The organism is Isoptericola sp. NPDC056134, from assembly GCF_042264825.1.
Lineage (GTDB): Bacteria > Actinomycetota > Actinomycetes > Actinomycetales > Cellulomonadaceae > Isoptericola > Isoptericola nanjingensis.
The window spans coordinates 216,239-233,546 of the sequence record NZ_JBHJVM010000003.1; the positions used below are offsets into that span (position 1 = coordinate 216,239).

General features: G+C 74.9%; 17 protein-coding genes. 6 read left to right on the forward strand and 11 right to left on the reverse strand.

Annotation, left to right across the window (positions count from 1 at the left end; all coding sequences use genetic code 11):
* The first annotated feature begins 40 nt into the window (after positions 1-40).
* The gene (locus ACFCZN_RS04920) at positions 41-517 is read left to right on the forward strand and encodes a hypothetical protein (RefSeq protein WP_430556027.1); all 477 of its coding nucleotides are present in this window, start codon (positions 41-43) and stop codon (positions 515-517) included.
* A gap of 12 nt (positions 518-529) precedes the next feature.
* Here ACFCZN_RS04920 and ACFCZN_RS04925 read toward each other — a convergent pair whose 3' ends face one another.
* Positions 530-1,285: a TSUP family transporter gene (locus tag ACFCZN_RS04925; RefSeq protein WP_430556028.1), complete on the reverse strand. Its 756-nt coding sequence runs from the start codon at positions 1,283-1,285 to the stop codon at positions 530-532.
* 31 nt (positions 1,286-1,316) lie between these two features.
* On the opposite strand from ACFCZN_RS04925, the gene ybaK reads away from it, so the two are divergent.
* Positions 1,317-1,817, forward strand: a complete 501-nt coding sequence (gene ybaK / locus ACFCZN_RS04930; protein WP_429763854.1) for a Cys-tRNA(Pro) deacylase — start codon at positions 1,317-1,319, stop codon at positions 1,815-1,817.
* A gap of 17 nt (positions 1,818-1,834) precedes the next feature.
* On the opposite strand, the gene ACFCZN_RS04935 is transcribed toward ybaK, so the two are convergent.
* A complete protein-coding gene (locus ACFCZN_RS04935) occupies positions 1,835-2,233 on the reverse strand; it encodes a YccF domain-containing protein (protein ID WP_429763853.1) in 399 nt (132 codons plus the stop codon).
* 121 nt (positions 2,234-2,354) lie between these two features.
* On the opposite strand from ACFCZN_RS04935, the gene ACFCZN_RS04940 reads away from it, so the two are divergent.
* The gene (locus ACFCZN_RS04940) at positions 2,355-3,128 is read left to right on the forward strand and encodes a YggS family pyridoxal phosphate-dependent enzyme (protein WP_430556029.1); all 774 of its coding nucleotides are present in this window, start codon (positions 2,355-2,357) and stop codon (positions 3,126-3,128) included.
* 195 nt (positions 3,129-3,323) lie between these two features.
* Here ACFCZN_RS04940 and ACFCZN_RS04945 read toward each other — a convergent pair whose 3' ends face one another.
* The 7 genes from ACFCZN_RS04945 to ACFCZN_RS04975 form a co-directional block, all read right to left on the reverse strand.
* On the reverse strand, positions 3,324-4,298 hold the full coding sequence (locus tag ACFCZN_RS04945; protein WP_430556030.1) for an N-acetylmuramic acid 6-phosphate etherase: 975 nt from the start codon (positions 4,296-4,298) through the stop codon (positions 3,324-3,326).
* Complete coding sequence (locus ACFCZN_RS04950) at positions 4,295-5,563, reverse strand: anhydro-N-acetylmuramic acid kinase (RefSeq protein ID WP_430556031.1); 1,269 nt, start codon at positions 5,561-5,563, stop codon at positions 4,295-4,297. The genes ACFCZN_RS04945 and ACFCZN_RS04950 overlap by 4 nt, the downstream gene beginning before the upstream one ends.
* Positions 5,560-7,104, reverse strand: coding sequence for a glycoside hydrolase family 3 N-terminal domain-containing protein (locus ACFCZN_RS04955; RefSeq protein ID WP_430556032.1), 1,545 nt, complete (start codon positions 7,102-7,104; stop codon positions 5,560-5,562). Before ACFCZN_RS04955 ends, ACFCZN_RS04950 begins: the two co-directional genes overlap by 4 nt.
* A complete protein-coding gene (locus tag ACFCZN_RS04960; RefSeq protein ID WP_429763848.1) occupies positions 7,101-7,928 on the reverse strand; it encodes a carbohydrate ABC transporter permease in 828 nt (275 codons plus the stop codon). The genes ACFCZN_RS04955 and ACFCZN_RS04960 overlap by 4 nt, the downstream gene beginning before the upstream one ends.
* Positions 7,925-8,896: a carbohydrate ABC transporter permease gene (locus ACFCZN_RS04965; RefSeq protein ID WP_429763847.1), complete on the reverse strand. Its 972-nt coding sequence runs from the start codon at positions 8,894-8,896 to the stop codon at positions 7,925-7,927. The genes ACFCZN_RS04960 and ACFCZN_RS04965 overlap by 4 nt, the downstream gene beginning before the upstream one ends.
* Before the next feature lie 3 nt (positions 8,897-8,899).
* Positions 8,900-10,060, reverse strand: a complete 1,161-nt coding sequence (locus ACFCZN_RS04970; RefSeq protein ID WP_430556063.1) for a sugar ABC transporter substrate-binding protein — start codon at positions 10,058-10,060, stop codon at positions 8,900-8,902.
* A 483-nt stretch (positions 10,061-10,543) separates the two neighbouring features.
* Positions 10,544-11,620, reverse strand: a complete 1,077-nt coding sequence (locus tag ACFCZN_RS04975) for a lipoate--protein ligase family protein (protein WP_430556033.1) — start codon at positions 11,618-11,620, stop codon at positions 10,544-10,546.
* 91 nt (positions 11,621-11,711) lie between these two features.
* On the opposite strand from ACFCZN_RS04975, the gene ACFCZN_RS04980 reads away from it, so the two are divergent.
* Complete coding sequence (locus ACFCZN_RS04980) at positions 11,712-12,770, forward strand: BadF/BadG/BcrA/BcrD ATPase family protein (RefSeq protein ID WP_430556034.1); 1,059 nt, start codon at positions 11,712-11,714, stop codon at positions 12,768-12,770.
* On the forward strand, positions 12,767-13,651 hold the full coding sequence (locus tag ACFCZN_RS04985) for a MurR/RpiR family transcriptional regulator (RefSeq protein ID WP_430556035.1): 885 nt from the start codon (positions 12,767-12,769) through the stop codon (positions 13,649-13,651). Before ACFCZN_RS04980 ends, ACFCZN_RS04985 begins: the two co-directional genes overlap by 4 nt.
* 6 nt (positions 13,652-13,657) lie before the next feature.
* On the opposite strand, the gene cimA is transcribed toward ACFCZN_RS04985, so the two are convergent.
* Positions 13,658-15,307, reverse strand: coding sequence for a citramalate synthase (gene cimA, locus ACFCZN_RS04990; RefSeq protein WP_429763843.1), 1,650 nt, complete (start codon positions 15,305-15,307; stop codon positions 13,658-13,660).
* A 277-nt stretch (positions 15,308-15,584) separates the two neighbouring features.
* Between cimA and ACFCZN_RS04995 the strand changes: the two genes are divergently transcribed.
* Complete coding sequence (locus ACFCZN_RS04995; protein WP_430556036.1) at positions 15,585-16,169, forward strand: hypothetical protein; 585 nt, start codon at positions 15,585-15,587, stop codon at positions 16,167-16,169.
* Here ACFCZN_RS04995 and ACFCZN_RS05000 read toward each other — a convergent pair.
* Positions 16,120-17,298: a winged helix DNA-binding domain-containing protein gene (locus tag ACFCZN_RS05000; protein ID WP_430556037.1), complete on the reverse strand. Its 1,179-nt coding sequence runs from the start codon at positions 17,296-17,298 to the stop codon at positions 16,120-16,122. The two genes, ACFCZN_RS04995 and ACFCZN_RS05000, sit on opposite strands and share 50 nt — an antisense overlap.
* Between the last annotated feature and the right edge of the window lie 10 nt (positions 17,299-17,308).

Sequence of the window (17,308 nt, forward strand, 5' to 3'; positions counted from 1 at the left end):
AGGGTGCCGCCCCCGGCGCCCCCGACGTCAGGAGTCCGCCATGGACACCACGACCATCGTCTGGATCGTCGTCGCCGTCGTCGTCGTGCTGCTGCTCGTGCTCGTCGCCGTGGCCCTCGCCCGCCGGTCGCGGGCCGCCGAGGAGCGCCGGCGCGAGGAACGGCGCGACGAGGCCACAGAGCTGCGCCGGCAGGCGGAGCACGACCGGATCACGGTGCAGGAGCGCGAGGCGGCGTCCGCGAAGCTCGACGCCGAGGCCCGGATGTCCCAGGCCGAGGCCGACCAGAAGGCCGCCGAGGCGGCCCGGCTGCAGGAGGAGGCCCGGCGCCGCGACGCGAGCCTCGACGAGCATCGCGCCGACGTCGACGAGCGCCTGCGCCGCGCGGACGAGCTGGACCCCGACCGAGGGGACGCACCGGGTACGCCTGGGCGGCACGCTCCCGAGCACCGCGCGGACGGCCCGGCGGACGGGTCCGCCGACGTCCCGCGTCGTGACGAGGGCGACCGGCCGGTCTGAGCCCACCCCGCCTCAGCCGAGGTGCGCGAGCCCCTGGGCGAGGGTCGCGACGCCCCCGACGTACGCGAGCACGATCAGCCCGCGCCGGACCGCGACCGCGGGGACGCGCGGGGTGAGCCAGTCGCCGACGACGAGCCCCGCCACGATCGCGGCCAGGACGACGAGCCACTGCCAGGCGGAGAAGGGCGGGAAGGACGCGTCGGTGAGCGTGAGCTTGGCGACCAGCGCGGCGAGCGCGTTGGTCGCGAAGAACGGCTGCGCCGTCGCCGCGAAGCCGCGCGGGTCCCAGCCGCTGAGCACGGAGTAGATCGCCACGGGCGGGCCGCCGATGCCCGCGGCCACGCTCCCGACCCCGCTCGCGACGCCGGTCACGACCAGCGGGGCGCGCGCCTCGGGCCGGACGGGGTGGCGGCCGCCGCGGCGCAGGCGGGTCGTGACGACGGCCAGCGTCATCGCGACGACGACGAGGGCCCCGACGGCGACCTCGAGCGCCGCGCGGCTCGCGTCGCGCAGCAGCAGGGCGGCGGGGACCATGACGACCACCGACGTGACGGCGAGCCAGGCGTAGCGTCGCCAGTCCACGTCCCGCGCGACGCGTCCCAGGATGAGCGCGGACGCGATCGCGCCGGCCAGGTTCACGAACAGCACGCCCTCGAGCGGGCCCACCAGGAGCACGATGAACGGGCCGGCGACGAGCCCGAAGCCCATGCCGGTGACCCGTTGGAGTGCCCCTCCCCCCAGGATCGCGAGGACGAGAAGGAGGAGCACCGCACCACCCTACTCAGGCACAATCGGCGGCGTGTCGAAGAAGAAGCCGCACGCCTCGCACGGGACGCCGGCCGTCGTCGCGCTGGACCGGGCCGGCGTCGCCTACGGGCTGCACACCTACGACCACGACCCGGCGTCGGACCTGAGCTACGGCCTGGAGGCGGCCGAGGCGCTCGGCGCCGACCCCGCGCAGGTCTTCAAGACGCTCCTGGCGGACGTCGACGGACGGCTCGTGGTCGGCATCGTGCCGGTGGACGGCAGCCTCGACCTCAAGGCGCTGGCCCGCGCCGTCGGCGGCAAGCGGGCCGCGATGGCGGACCCGGCGGCGGCGCAGCGCGCCACCGGTTACGTGGTGGGCGGCATCTCGCCGATCGGGCAGAAGCAGCGGCACGCGACCGTGCTCGACGAGTCCGCGACGGGCTTCGACGTCGTCTACGTGTCCGGCGGACGGCGCGGGCTGGACGTGTCGCTCGCCCCCGACGACCTGCTGCGCCTCACGGGCGGGACGGCGGCGCCGATCGGCCGCCCGTGAGGCCGGTCGCCGACGGGTCAGTGCTGGTACGTCGGGTACCGGGCGTCGCTGGGCACGATGTCCTTGCCGAGCGGCAGCAGCGAGACCGGGATCATCTTGAGGTTCGCGATCGCCAGCGGGATGCCGATGATCGTGATCGCCTGGGCGACCGCCGTCGTGATGTGCCCGATGGTGAGCCAGATGCCGGCGAAGACGATCCAGATGATGTTGCCCAGCACCGACCAGCCGCCGGCGCCCGGCTTGTCGACGACCGTGCGGCCGAACGGCCACAGCGCGTAGCCCGCGATGCGGAACGACGCGATGCCCCACGGGATCGCGACGATCGTGATGCAGCACAGGATGCCCGCCGCGGCGTAGCCGAGCGCGAGCCAGAAGCCGCCGAAGACGAGCCAGATGATGTTGAGCAGGGCTTTCACCCGACCATCCTCGCCCGCCGCGCGAGCGCGGCACCACCCGGGAACCCCCTGACGCGACCCTGGTCCGGCGCGACCCGCGTCGCGTCCCACGACCGCCGACGGCGTTCGTAGACTGGCCACCATGCCCACCGAGTGTCCCGGGATCCCCGCACGCCTGGCCGCCGTCCACGACCGCGTCGCGGCCGCCACCCGCGCGGCGGGGCGCGACCCGCGCGAGGTCCGCGTGCTGCTGGCCACCAAGACGCAGGACGCCGCGACCGTGCTTGCGGGGGTGCGGGCCGCGCTGGACCTCGCCGCCGCGGAGGGCGACGACCGGCCGGTGCTGGTCGGCGAGAACCGGGTCCAGGAGCTGGTCGCGAAGGCGCCGGCCCTGGCGGACCTCGTCGCCGCGGGACGCGTCGAGGCGCACCTCATCGGTCACCTGCAGAAGAACAAGGTCAACCAGGTGCTCGGCGCCGCCGCCGCCGTCGACTCCGTGGACTCCCTCGCCCTCGCGCGCGCCCTGTCGGTGCGCTGTGAGCGCGACGGCCGCGCCCTGGACGTGCTCGTGCAGGTCAACGTCTCCGGCGAGGAGAGCAAGTCCGGCGTCGCGCCCGACGACGCGGCGGCGCTCGCGCTCGACGTCGCGGCCCTGCCGGGGCTGCGCCTGACGGGGTTCATGACGATCGGCGCCCGCCTGGGGGAGCGTCGCGACGAGGCGCTCGTGCGTGCCGGCTTCGCCCGGCTGCGCGCGGTCCGCGACGCCGTGCTCGCCAGCGGGGCTCCGGGGACGGGCGACGCCCGCGAGCTCTCCATGGGCATGACCGGCGACCTCGAGCTCGCCGTCGCCGAGGGCGCGACCGTCGTCCGCGTCGGCACCGCCGTCTTCGGCGCCCGCCCCACCCCCGCGAGGTAGTACCCATCGCGCCGAGGTAGTACAGCTACCGCCGAGGTAGTACGAACCGGGCCGAGGTAGTACCGAGAATGCACGACTTGTCCATATTGCCTGGACTACCTCGCGCACTCAGGGACTACCTCACGAGAATTCGTACTACCTCGCGGGTTCGGGTACTACCTCGCGGGTTCCGGTACTACCTCGCGGGTTCCGGTACTACCTCGGCGGGGCGGCGCCGAGACGCCCGAGGGCTCCGCGGACGCCGTCTTCCCCGGCGAGCGCGCCGCGCGCCGCCGCGGCGTCCACCCCCGCCAGCAGCATGACCAGCGCGACCTGCACCTCCCCGCCGGCGTCGGCGAGCACAGGCGCGCAGGCCTCCGGCGCGAGGCCGGTCGCCTGGCTCAGCAGGCGCACGAGCCGGGCGCGGAGCTTGGCGTTGGACGCGCGGACGTCGACCATGAGGTTCGAGTACGTCTTGCCGAGCTGGATCATCGTGGCGGTCGAGAACGTGTTGAGCACGATCTTCTGCGCGGTGGCGGCCTTCATCCGGGTCGAGCCGGTCACGGCCTCGGGCCCCGTGTCGAGCAGGATCGCGACGTCCGCCCGGTCGGCCAGCGGCGCGGCCGGGTTGGCGCTGACGAGCGCGGTGCGCGCCCCGCGCTCGCGGGCCAGGTCGAGCGCCCCGCCCACGTACGGGGTGCGGCCGCTGGCCGCGAGCCCGACGACGAGGTCGTGCGGGCCGACGTGGTCCAGGTCGCGCCGGCCGGCGTCGGCGTCGTCCTCCGCGCCCTCGACCGGGACGGTCATCGCGTCGGGACCGCCGGCGAGGTGCGCGTCGAACCACTCGGGGCCGACGCCGTAGGTCGGCAGCAGCTCGACGGCGTCCAGCACGCCGAGGCGGCCGGACGTGCCCGCACCCGCGTAGTGCACGCGCCCGCCGGCGCGGATCGCCTCGACCGCGAGCTCCACCGCCTGCGTGACCCGGAACCGCTCCGCGCGCACCACGCTGGCGACACCGGCGTCCTCGTCGAGGATGAGGCGGACCACGTCGGCCGGCGGGAGCAGGTCGATGTCGGTGGTGCGCGGGTTGCGCTCCTCCGTCGGCGAGACGAGCCGCGCGACGTCGAGCACGTCGTCCGGGGGGCCGGCGTCCGGAGGCACGGAGGGGTCGGGCACGGTCGCTCCGCTCATCGGGTGCTTCCTCTCGTCAGGTCGCGCGCAGTGGTCGGGAGGCTCGGTGCCGTGGTGAGCGCGAGGCGCCGCACCGGGGTGCGGACCGCCTCCACGGGCAGCGGCGTGGGGGGCGTGAGCGACCCCAGGACTACCGGCCGGCGGGCCCCGGTGGCCTGCCGCCGGTGCGGGCCGGGCGCGGTGCCGGGCACCCCGTGCACGCCGAGGAAGCCGAGCAGAGCGAAGAGGTACGCCTCCTTGCCGTCCGCCGGCAGCCCGAGGTCGTCCGCGGTCTCGAGGGCGGTGCCGGCCGGGAGCAGCGCCCGCAGGCGGTCGCGGAGCACAGGGTTGCGGGCCCCGCCGCCGGAGATCACGACCCGCTCGACGCCCCCGCCCGGCGCGTGGTCGGCGAGCGACCGCGCCACGGTGGTCGCGGTGAGCTCCGTGAGCGTGGCGACCAGGTCGGGGGTGCTGAGCCGGTCCGCTCGCACCCCCGCGGCGCCGAGCCGCGTCGTCACGTACTCGCCGTCGTAGAGCTCCCGGCCGGTGGACCGCGGCACGGGCAGCGCGTAGTACGGCTCGTCCAGCAGCGCGTCCAGCGCCTCGTGGTCCACGACGCCGCTGGCAGCGAGCTCCCCGTCGCGGTCGAACGGCTGCCCGGTGAGCCTCTGCACCGCGGCGTCCAGCAGGCAGTTGCCGGGCCCGGTGTCCCAGCCGAGCACCGGCTCGTCGTGCGCGCCGACGACGGTGACGTTGGCGATGCCGCCCACGTTGAGCGCCGCGGAATATCTCGTGCCGGTAGGCCCGTCGTGCCCGAGCCACAGCGCGTCCAGCACGCTCACGAGCGGCGCGCCCTGCCCGCCGGCGGCGACGTCGGCGACCCGGAAGTCGCTGACCACCGGTCGTCGGGTGCGCTCCGCGATCCAGGCCGGGTTGCCGAGCTGCAGCGTGCCGCGGGCACGACCCGCCACCACCCAGTGGTGCAGGGTCTGCCCGTGCGACGCCACGAGGTCCGCGTCGCCCCCCGCGAGGTCGTCGACGGCGCGCCGGGCGGCGGCGCCCAGCTCCTGCCCGACGAGCGTGTCGAGCTGGCACACCTCGCCCAGGTCCGCGGTGGCCGGCGGCAGGGCCGCGAGGATGCGCCGCCGCAGGTGGTCGGGCCAGGCGTACTCGGCGTGCCCCAGCGGGCGCAGGGAGAGCGTGCCGTCGGGGCGCAGGTCGAGGTCGGCGGCCGCGGCGTCGATCGCGTCGACGCTGGTGCCGGACGAGATGCCGATGACGATCATCGCGCCACCTCCGGGGGTTCGGGGGCGAGCTCCCCGGCGAGGAGTGCCACGGCGGCCTCGGCGTTGGCCCGGCCGGTGCCGCAGGCCAGGACGGTCGCGGGCAGCCCGCCCGGGAGCTCGGCGAGCCACCGCTCCCCCGCGGCCGGCGCGCCTGTGTGCACGACGACGAGGTCCGGGCGCGCCCGCTGCAGCCGCGCCAGGCGCTCGTGCTCGTCGCCGCCGGGGACGGGTTCGCGGGTCACGACGACCAGCGGCCGCCCGGCCCCGGCTCGCTGCAGCGCGTCGACGGCGTCGTCGTCCGGGGCGGCGTGCACGACGGCGCCCGGCCAGCGGGCGGCGACGGCGCGCTGCACGTGCTGCGCGGTGCGCCCGGCCGCGTGGTCGAGCCGCAGCCGCAGGTCGACGACGTCGGGCGCTCCCGCGAGCGCCGGCGACGGACCGACGACGCGCACGGCCCGGCGCGCCGCCTCGGCCCCCACGGCCGCGAGCGCGGTGAGCGCCTCCTCGGCCGGGGCCGGCATGGCGGCGACCCGCCGGGCGCGCAGCCGGCGCACCAGGGCGGCGGTGCGTCGCCGGGACGCGGCGAGCCGGTCCAGGCTCACCCGCCCGGCGCCGACCGCGGCCACGAGGGCGTCGGCGGCGGAGCGGAACAGCGCCTCGTCGTCCCGCCCGGTCGTCGTCCCCAGGCACAGCAGGTCCGCGCCGCCCTCGACCGCGCGCACCGCGGCCTCGCCGACGTCGGCGCCGTCGGACACGGCGCGCATGTCGAGGGCGTCGGTGACGATCGGCCCCTCGTGGCCGAGCTCGCGGGCGAGCGCCGCGACGGCGGGCTCGAGGGACGCCGGCGCGGGCCCGAGCGCGGGCACGACGACGTGCGCCGTCATGAGGGCGTCGGCCGCGGGACCCTCGTCGCCGGGGCCGCCCGCGAACGCCGCCGCGAACGGCACGAGGTCGCGGCCGCGCAGGGTCCGGGCGTCGGCCTCCACGACGGGCAGCGCGAGGTGCGAGTCGACGGTCGTGGAACCGTGCCCCGGGAAGTGCTTGGCGCACGTGCCGACGCCGCCGCGCTGCAGGCCCCGGGCGAACGCGACGCCGTGCCGCGCGACCGCCTCCGGGTCGGTGCCGAACGCCCGCACCCCGATGACCGGGTTGCCGGGCGTGTCGACGTCGAGCACGGGCGCGAGGTCGAGGTCGACGCCCGCAGCCGCGAGCAGCCTGCCCAGCGCCTCGCCCGCGGCCCCGGTGAGCCGCACGTCGTCCACCGCTCCGAGCGCCGCGGCGCCGGGCAGCGACGACCCGGTCGCGGCCTCGAGCCGTGACACGTCGCCGCCCTCCTCGTCGGTCGCGACGAGCAGGGCGGGCTCGGCGTCGTGCAGGCGTGTCGTGAGCGCGGCCGTCGTCGCCACGTCGGGCGTGTTGTGCGCGAACAGCACCACCCCGGCCAGCCCGTCGCGCGCGGCGTCGAGCAGCCAGGCAGGGGGCGTCGTCCCGGTGAAGCCGGGCAGCAGCACCCCGTGCACGGCCCGCCGGACGTCGTTCACCCCTTCACCGCCCCGGACGTCAGCCCGGACGCGAGCCGGCGCTGGACGACGATGAAGAAGATCATCACGGGCACGGTGATGATCGTCGAGGCCGCCATGATCGCGCCCCAGTCGTTCGAGTGCTGCCCGAAGAACGAGCGCAGCCCGATGGCCACCGTGTAGTTCTGCGTCTCGCCGCCGAGCAGCGTCATCGCGAAGACGAACTCGTTCCACGCCGTGATGAAGCTGAAGATGCTCGTGGCCACGAGGCCGGGCGCGACGAGCGGCAGCAGGATGGACCGGAACATGCGGCCCCAGGTGGCGCCGTCGAGGTAGGCGGCCTCCTCCAGCTCCACCGGCACGGCGGCGACGAAGCCGCGCAGCATCCAGATGCCGAAGGGCAGCGCGAGCGCCACGTACACCACGACCAGGCCGGTCAGCGTGCCGAGCAGGTCCAGGTTGCGCACCTGGACGAACAGCGGGATGACGAGCGCCTCGAGCGGGACCATCTGCACGATCAGCACGAGCATGAGCACCTGCGTGCGGAGCGTGAAGCGGAAGCGCGCCACCGCCACCGACGCCAGCAGGGCGAGCAGCGACGAGACGAGCACCGTCCCGAGCGCCACGAGCAGCGAGTTGCGCAGGAAGACGTCGAAGCCGCCGTCCGTGAGCACGAACTCGAAGTGCTCCAGCGTCGGGTCGGCGGGCACGAAGGACGACCCGCGCCCCGCCTTGCCGTCGAGCGCGCTGACGAGCATCCAGTAGGCCGGGAAGAGGGTGAACACCAGGAGCAGCGCGACGGCGACCCCCTTGCCCACCCGCGTCGCGGTCGTCGGCCGGCTCACAGCTCCTCCTCCTTCAGGATCGTGCGGACGTACACGACGGTGATGGCGAGCAGCAGCAGGGTCAGCAGCACCGCGATCGCGGCGCCGAAGCCGTACCGGTTCTGCCCGAACGACTCGGTGTACGACCAGACGCCCAGGTTGAGCACCTCGCGGTTGCTGCCGGCGCCGCCGGGCATGAGGTAAACCTGCGCGAAGACCTTGAAGTCCCAGATGGTCGACAGGATGATCACGACGGCGAAGATCTGCTTCAGCTGCGGCACGATCACCGAGAAGAACCGGCGCCACGGCCCGGCGCCGTCGATCTCCGCGGCCTCGAGCAGCTCCTTCGGGACGCCGAGCAGGCCCGCGAGCACGGTGATCGCGACGAACGGGAAGCCGTGGTGCACCACGTTGAGCAGCACGATCGCGTAGAACGACCAGCGGTCGGTGAACCAGTTGACGGGTGCGTCCTGCAGCCCGAGCGCCTGCAGCACGTGGTTGAACACGCCGCGGTCGGCGTCGAAGATCCAGACCCAGACGTACGTGCCGGTGACGGCGGGCATCGCCCAGGCCGCCATGATCGCGCTGGACACGATGGTGCGCCAGACGCGGCCGAGCGACGCGAGCAGCACGGCCACGGCGGTGCCGAAGACCACCGTGAACGACACCGACAGCACGGCGAAGACCACCGTGTTGGGCAGCACCACGGCCCACAGCTGCTCGGACGTGAACACCTCGACGTAGTTGGCGAGGCCGATCCAGTTCGGCTCGCCGGAGACGATCTCCCGCAGCCCGTAGTCCTGGAGGGAGAACAGCCCGACCCGCACCAGCGGCCACAGGAGCAGCACCGCCAGCACGAGCAGCGCGGGCGTCAGCAGCATCCACGGCCGCACCCGCGCCAGGAGCGACTTGCCGAGCGGGCGGCGCCCGCCGGGCCCGGGCTGCTGCCCGGGCCCGGCGGGGACCGCGACGGGGAGGGTGCTCGTCATGCGTCAGCTGCCACCGTTGAGCAGCGACGTCATCTCGTCGGCCGCCTTCGTGCTGGCGGTCGGCACGTCCTCGCTCCCGGAGAGGATCGACTGCATCATCGTGCTCGTCGTGAGCTTGGCCTGCACGGCCCCGAAGTTCGGCGAGACCGGCACGGACGCGCCACCCTCGACGAACTGCTGCGCGAACGGGGCCACGAGCGGGTCGGTGCTCTTCAACGTCTCGTCCAGGAGCGACTTCTGCCCCGGGAAGTAGCCGGCCTGCTCGCCCCACTTCGTGGCGAACTCACCGGTCGTCATGAGCTCCACGAACGCGAACGCCAGGTCCTTGTCCTCCGCCGTCTCGAACACGGACAGGTGCGAGCCGCCGAGGACCGACGGCGACATCCCGCCGTCCTTGCCCGGGATCGGGACGGCGGCGAACTTGCCGTCCATGTCCTTGTTCGCCTCGACGATGGCGCCCGGCGTCCAGGAGCCCATGATCGCCATGCCCACGTCGCCCTGCGCGAACGCGTCGAGCACGTCGGTCTCGCGCCAGGTGGTGGCGCCCGCCGACGAGTAGCCGTCCGCGGCGAGCCCGGTCCAGAAGCTCAGGCCCTCCTGCGCCTCGGGGCTGTCGAGCCCGGACGTCCAGGTGTCGCCGTCGAGCGTCGCGACCTCGCCTCCGGCGCCCCACACCCACGGGTACACCGTGAACTCGGCGTCGCCCGGCACCGCGATCGCGGTCTTCTTCGGGAACTTCTCCTTGATGGCCTTGGCCGCCGACTCGATCTCCGCCCAGGTCGTGGGCGGCTCGACGCCGGCCTCCTCGAAGATCTCCGTGTTGTACACGAGCGAGCGGACGCCGGCGTACCAGGGCATGCCGTACAGCTGCCCGTCGTAGGTGCCGGCCTCGACGAGACCGTCCACCAGGTCGTCGCCCAGGCCGGCCTCCGCCACGTAGTCGTCGAGCGGCGCGAGCGCGCCGGCGTCGGCGAACTCCGGCGTCCAGGTGGTGCCGGTCTCCGCGACGTCGGGCGTGGTCTGGCCCGCGATCGACGTGACGAACCGGTCGTGGGCGTCCGCCCACTCGACGAACTCGACGTTCAGCTCCGCGCCCGTCTCCTCCGTGAACGCGGTGCCGACCTCGTCGAAGAAGGCGTCGGCGCTGGGGTTCGTGCCCTGCATGATCCAGACGTCGAGGGTCTTGCCCTCGCCGTCGACCGTCCCGTCGCCGCCGCCGTCCCCGGAGCCGCCGCTGCCGCACGCGGCGACGCCGAGCGCCACCAGCGCCGCGGTGGCCACGGCCCCCACGTTCCTGCGGGTCCACACGTATCGACGCATCGTCGTCCTCCCCCGGCGGCCGCTGGGCCGCCCTCCGTGGTGCGCGGCGCCGCCGTTGTCGCGGTCGCGCGCCGTTCTCGCGGTCATGTCCTGCCGACGTCCTCGTCGTCCGGCGTGACGTCGTCGTCTCGCTTGTCATGCTGATCGCCGTGGTGATCGCGAGCGCCGCCCCGGCTTGAAAGGAAGTTCCGGGACATCGCTCCACGAGGAAGATAACTGACCGGGCGGGGATAACGAAAGCCCCCGCACCAATGCGTGACAGGACGGTGACCTCTCGGCGCGTCGCGGTCGATGCGGGGGCGGCGCGCGGGCTGCGCGCGGGGTCGCTCAGGGCACGCGGTTGATCCAGGCCGGGTCGGCGAACTTCGTCCGGACCAGCTCCTCGGCGCGGTCCAGCTCGTCGGGACGCAGCGCGGAGTCCACGGTCCGGTGGTGGGCCTTGAAGTGTGCCTCGAACGCGTCGACGATCTCGTCGCGCGACATGCCGGTCTGCGAGCGCAGCGGGTCCACCCGCTTGTTGGCGCTGGTGGTGCCCTTGTCGGAGAGCTTCTCGCGGCCGATGCGCAGCACCTCGAGCATCTTGGCGTTGTCGATGTCGTACGCCATCGTCATGTGGTGCAGCACGGCGCCGCCGGCCAGGCGCTTCTGCGCCGAGCCCGCGAGCTTGCCCGCGGGCGACGCGACGTCGTTCATGCCGGAGAAGTACGCCTCGACGCCGACGTCGTGCAGCGCGCCCAGCACCCACGAGTCGAGGAACGCGTACGACTGCTCGAACGACAGGCCGTCGACGAGCGACGCCGGCACGACCAGCGAGAACGTCACGCAGTTGCCGGCCTCCATGAACATGGCGCCGCCGCCGGAGATACGGCGCACCACTGTGACGTCGTGCTCGCGCACGCCCGCCGGGTCCACCTCGTTCCGCAGCGACTGGAACGACCCGATGAAGACGGCGCGCTCGTTCCAGTCCCAGAACCGCAGCGTGGGCCCTCGGCGCCCCTCGGCCAGCTCCTCGGTGAGCACCTGGTCCAGGGCGGCGAGCGTCGCGGGGGGCAGGGGGCCGGGGCGCAGCACCTCGAAGGTGTGGTCGTCCCACGTCGTGGCCAGCCCCAGCGCGCGGCGGACCGCGACCGCGACGGCCCAGGCGTCGAAGCCCACCATCGTCACGCTGCCGGTCACGCGGCCGTCCTGCTCGGCGATGCGCAGCCCGTCGTCGACGGCGCGCGCGAGCTCGCTCGTCGACGTCTCGCGCGGCAGCCCGACGAGTGCGGAGTCGATGACCTCGAGGGCGTCGTCCGGCTCGAGGAAGAAGTCGCCGCTGAGCCTGACGTCGGCGAGCAACCCGTCCCGCACGTCGAGGTCGACCGTCACGAGCTTGCCACCGGGAACCTTGTACTCACCATGCACGTCTCCACGGTAGCGGGGCCGGGACGCATCGTGGGTGAGATTCTTTTTGTGAGGTGCCCAACCTGAGAAAATCGCTGCCACACTGGGTCCCGTGACCGGCCCGGACGTCTCCCTCGTGCCCGAGCACGTCGTCGCCGTGGACGTCGGCGGCAGCGGCGCCCGCCTCGTCGCCGTGCCCGCGCGCGGCACCGACGGCACCGACGGTACCGCTGGCCCCGGCGGCACCCCGATCACGCTCACCGGCCGCCCGGTCCGCATCACCGCCTCCGGGAGCGACGCGGCCGACGTCGTCGCCGAGCTGGTGGACACCCTCGCCGTGCGGCAGCCGGGACTGCGCGTCGCCGCGGCCGCCGTGTCGGTCACCGGCCTCCCGTCGCTCGTCCCCGACCCCGGCGCCCTGCACGAGGTGCTGCAGGCCGCGGGCGCCCCGGCCACGGCGGTCGCCGCGGACGCGCTCGCCGCGCACCTCGGCGCCCTCGGCGGCCGGCCCGGCGCCGTCGCCGCGGTCGGCACGGGCGCGATCGTCCTCGCCACCGACCTGCGGCGCCGGTGGCACCGCGCGGACGGCTGGGGCCACCTGCTCGGCGACCTCGGCTCCGGGTCGTGGATCGGCGCGTACGGCCTGCGGGCCGCCGTCGCCACCCACGACGGGCGCCCGGGGCCCGCCTCCCCCACGCTGCTCGCCGCCGCGCTCGAGCGCTTCGGCCCGGTCGACGGCTGGCCCGCCGCGCTGTACGGGCGCCCCGACCGCGCGCACGTCCTCGCGTCCTTCACGCCGGCCGTCGCCGACGCCGCCGCCGCGGGCGACCTCGTCGCGAGCGGCATCCTGCACGACGCCGGGACCCACCTCGCGGAGAGCCTCGCCGCCGCGCTCCGCCCCGGGATCCCGCCGCTCGCGGCGGTCACGGGCGGCGTCCTGCAGATCGGCGCCCCCGTCACCACGCCGCTCAGGGCCCGCCTGTCCGCCCTGCGTCCCGACGTGCGGCTCGTCCCCGCCGACGGGAGCCCCCTCGACGGCGCGCTGCGCCTCGCCCGGTCCCTCGTCGACCCCCGCGACGGCGAGCTCGTGGAACCGCACGACACCTGGCTCACGGTCCGGGAACCCACCCACCCGTCTCCGGCGTCCGCCGGGAAGGAGATCCGCGCATGAACGGTGACGTCCTCGTCCGGCTCCGCCAGGCGCTGCCCACGCTGCGCCCCGCGGAGGCGCGGATCGCCGCGGTCGTGCTCGACGACCCGCCCGGCGTCGTCGGCGCCACCATCACCGAGCTCGCCGCCCGCGCGGGGACCTCGCAAGCGACGGTCGTCCGGTTCTGCCGCGCCGTCGGCTACGCCGGCTACCCCGAGTTCCGCATCGACCTCGCGCAGGCCACGAGCCGGCGCGCCGTCGAGCTGGAGCGCTCCGGCATCGCCGAGGGCGAGATCAACCGGACCGACACCGCCACCGACGTCGTCTCCAAGATCGCCTTCCACGAGGCGCGGACGATCGAGGAGACGGCGCGCATGCTCGACCTCGACGCCCTGGAGCACGCCGTCGAAGCCGTGGCCTCCGCGCCCCGCGTGGACGTCTACGGCGCCGGGTCGAGCGGCCTCACGGCGCAGGACCTCGGCCAGAAGCTCACCCGCATCGGCATCGCCTGCTTCGCGCCCGTGGACCTGCACGGCCAGCTCCAGTCCGCGGCGCTCCTGGGCGACGGCTGCGTGGCCGTCGCTGTCTCGCACACGGGCACCACCGTGGAGACCGTGCAGGCGCTCACGCTGGCACGCGACGCGGGCGCCACCACCGTGGCCGTCACGAACTTCCCGGCCTCACCCCTGGCGGAGCTCGCCGACGTCGTCCTCGCGACGACGGCGCGCGAGACCCAGTTCCGTTCGGGCGCCATGTCGAGCCGCATCGCCCAGCTCGCCGTCGTCGACTTCCTCTTCGTGCGCGTGGCGCAGCGCCGCTACGACCGGACCACGGCCGCCCTCAAGGCGACGTACGAGGCCGTCCGGCCGCACCGCCTGACGAACGGCCGCCCGCCGCGGTAGCCACGCTCAGCGCGGTTCCACGCCCCCGTGCACGAGGCCGTAGACGTACGCGTCGATGAGCGACTCCCACGCGGCCTCGATGACGTTCGGGCCCACGCCCACCGTCGACCAGGAGTGCTGCCCGTCCGTGGTCTCGACCAGCACGCGCGTCGTGGCGTCGGTGCCCTGCTGCGCGTCGAGGATGCGCACCTTGAAGTCGATGAGCTCGAACTTCTCCATCTGCGGGTACACGCGCGTCAGCGCGCTGCGCAGCGCCTGGTCGAGCGCGTTCACGGGGCCGTTGCCCTCGCCGGTCGCGACCACGCGCTCGCCGCCCGCGTGCAGCTTCACCGTCGCCTCGGCGACCGCGTCGGCCTCCCGGCTCGACGCGTCGTGCCCGGGCCCGCCGGCGACGGTCTCGACGATGGTCCGCCAGCTCTCGACGCGGAAGTACGTCTGCCGGGTGCCGGTGAGCTCCTCCCGCAGCAGCAGCTCGAACGACGCGTCGGCGGCGTCGAACGTGTAGCCCTGCGCCTCGGCGTCCTTGACCCTCGTCGTGACGCGGGTGAGCAGCTCGGCCTGGCCGCTGAGGTCGTAGCCCAGCTCGCGGCCCTTGAGCTCGATCGACGCACGCCCGGCCATGTCGGACACGAGCATGCGCATGTCGTTGCCGACGGCGGTGGGGTCGATGTGCTGGTACAGGTCGGGGTCGACCTTGATCGCGCTCGCGTGCAGGCCCGCCTTGTGGGCGAAGGCGCTCGCCCCCACGTAGGGCTGGCGGGCGTACGGGGAGATGTTGGTGATCTCGGCGACCGCGTGCGCGATGCGGGTCGCGTCCTCGAGCCCCTCCCCGGCGAGGGTGCGCAGGCCGTGCTTGAGCTCGAGGTTCGCGACGACGGTGACGAGGTCCACGTTGCCCGTGCGCTCGCCGTAGCCGTTGACCGTGCCCTGCACGTGCCACGCGCCGGCGGCCACCGCCGCGAGCGTGTTCGCGACGGCGCAGCCCGAGTCGTTGTGGGCGTGCATGCCGAGCAGCCGGTCCCCCGCGACGGCGTCACGCCCGTGCGGCAGGCCCAGGGACTCCCGCACCTCGGTCACGACGTCGGTCACCCAGTGCGGCAGCATGCCGCCGTTCGTGTCGCACAGCGTGACCACCTCGGCGCCCGCCTCGAACGCCGCCTCCGCCGCCGCCCGGGACCACACCGGGTCGAACCGGTAGCCGTCGAAGAAGTGCTCGGCGTCCACCACGACGCGGCGGCCCTCTCCCACGAGGAACGCCACCGTGTCCGCGATCATCGCGAGGCCCTCGTCGGGAGTGGTGCGCAGCGCCCGCTCCACGTGCCGCACGTCCGACTTCGCCACCAGCGTCACCACCGGCGCCTCGGAGTCGAGCAGGGCCCGCACCTGCGGGTCGTCCCACGCGCGGGTGCCCGCCTTGCGGGTGGCGCCGAACGCCGCGAGCACGGCGTTCCTCAGCTCCAGCTCCTTCGCCGCCCGGCGGAAGAACTCGGTGTCCTTGGGCACGGCGCCCGGCCAACCGCCCTCGATGAAGCCGACCCCCAGCTCGTCCAGCAGCGGCGCGATGGCCAGCTTGTCCGCCACGGAGAGGTTCATGCCCTCCTGCTGCGCGCCGTCGCGCAGGGTGGTGTCGTACACGTGGAACGGGGTGGCGGTCATGCGGGACTCCCCACGTCGAGAAGCTCTGGGCGTTCTGGTCAACAAAAAAGACCCCCCGGGGTACGGAAGGTCTGCGCGTCCGGCGGGTGTGCCGGACGCGCTACCGAATGATGAGCGAGCGACGCTGGTGCGCGAGGCGTGTCATGGGCCACATGGTGCCACACCCGCGCGCAGGCCGGACAGGCCGTCCACGGCGTGGCACGGGACGTCCCGCCCGTGCGACCGCACCCGGGGTGTGGTCGGCTGGCACCGTCACCGAGGGCAGGAGGCAGAACCGATGACCGACACGCGGCCCCCAGGCGGCCCGACGAACCCGGGCGACCCGACGGCGTGGACGCCCGGCATGACCCCAGGCGGCGTCACGCCGCCCCCGTCCGTGGTGCCCACGGCGGAGCCCGCGGACGCCTGGGACGCGCCGGCGCCGACGTCCCGCGGGCTGCTCGAGCTGGACCGCGGCCGCTTCTGGTCCGGCGCCGCCGTGACCGTCGTGGTCTGCGCCGTCCTGGGGCTCGCGGCGTCGGTGGTCTTCGACAGCGCGTTCGACGTCGGGCTGCTCGGCCCGTCCCGCCTGGTGCCCGGCGCCCCCGGGCTGGCGTGGGCGCTGACCGGTGCCCTGTTCGCCCTGCTCGCGGCCGTGGTGCTCCAGGCGCTCGTGCGCGTCGTGCCGCGGCCGCGGATGTTCTTCGGCTGGCTGGTCGCGCTGGTCACCGTGATCCTCGCCGCCCTCGCGTTCACGGGCCCCGGCGACGCGGCCTCGGCGCTCGTGACCGCCCTCGTGTGGATCGTCGTGGGCGTCGCCGTCTCGGCGATGCTCAACGGCGTGCTCGGCCGGACTCTCGTGCGGCCTCAGCCGCCCAGGTGACCTCGCGCTCGGGGGCGTCGGCCGCGGCAAGATCGAGCAGCGCGGCGGCCTCCGCCTCCACCTCGGTCCGGTGGTGCGCCCAGGCGTCGCCGGTGAAGGGCTCGACGTGCACGGTGGCACGGCGGGCGTCGACGTCCAGGGTCCACGTGCCGGCCACGCGGCCGTCCACCCAGAGGGTGGGGAGCACGTCCGCGTTGCGCCGGTAGACGAGCCCCGCGTGCTCGGCGTCGACGATCCGTGACCGCTCGTCCAGCGCCACGAGCAGCTGGTCCCAGCGCGGCAGGAGCCGCACCGGCGCGGGCACGTCCCCGGGCACGATCTCGGCGTCGGCCAGGTCGACCAGCTCGCGGCCGTCGGGCGCGGCGTACGTCCGCAGCTCCAGGAGCGCGAGCGCACGCTTCAGCGCCCCGACGCCGCGGATGCCGACGCCTCGGGCGACGTCGCGGGCGGACGCCGGCCCGAAGGCCCGCAGGTACTTCGCGACGACGCGGGCCCGCGCCTCGTCCGGGGCGGTCTCGGGCAGCGGGTGCGGCACGCGGTCGGCGAGCCAGCGCGCGCCGTCCTGGTAGCGCGCCGCGACGTGGGAGCCCCACAGCCCGCTCGGCGGCACGTGCACGAGGCCGCCGCCCGCGCTCGCGAGCCGCCACCACGCGCGGCTCACGCCGCCCGGGATCGCCGCGACGGCGTCGACCCCGGGGTACTGGTCGGCGGCGAACGCCTCCACCTCGTCCAGCGTGCGGGGCTCGGCGCAGTACGCGCGCACGGCGGCGTTGAGGCCCACGAGGTCGACGCCCGCCCGCCGGGCGCTCGCACGCCACGCCGCCAGCCGCTGCTCCGCGGAGACGGCGTCGAGCAGCGGCCAGTCCGCGCTGGGCACCACGTGCAGCGTGGACCGCATGACGGTCGCCTTCACGACCTCGCCGTCGGTCAGGGCCTCCTCGAGCACCCCGATCGTCTGCCCGGAGCGTCGCGCCCACAGGGCGATGTACGGCATGTCGGCGTGCTGCGCCTGCAGGCCGCCCACCCGCCCGACGACGGCGGGGACGTCGTCGTCGGAGCGGGTGAGCAGCTGCTGGCGCGCGAGCGTGGTCCGGTTGAGCGCGTCCGCCGTGATCGGGGTGGTGGGCATCGCGCGGGGG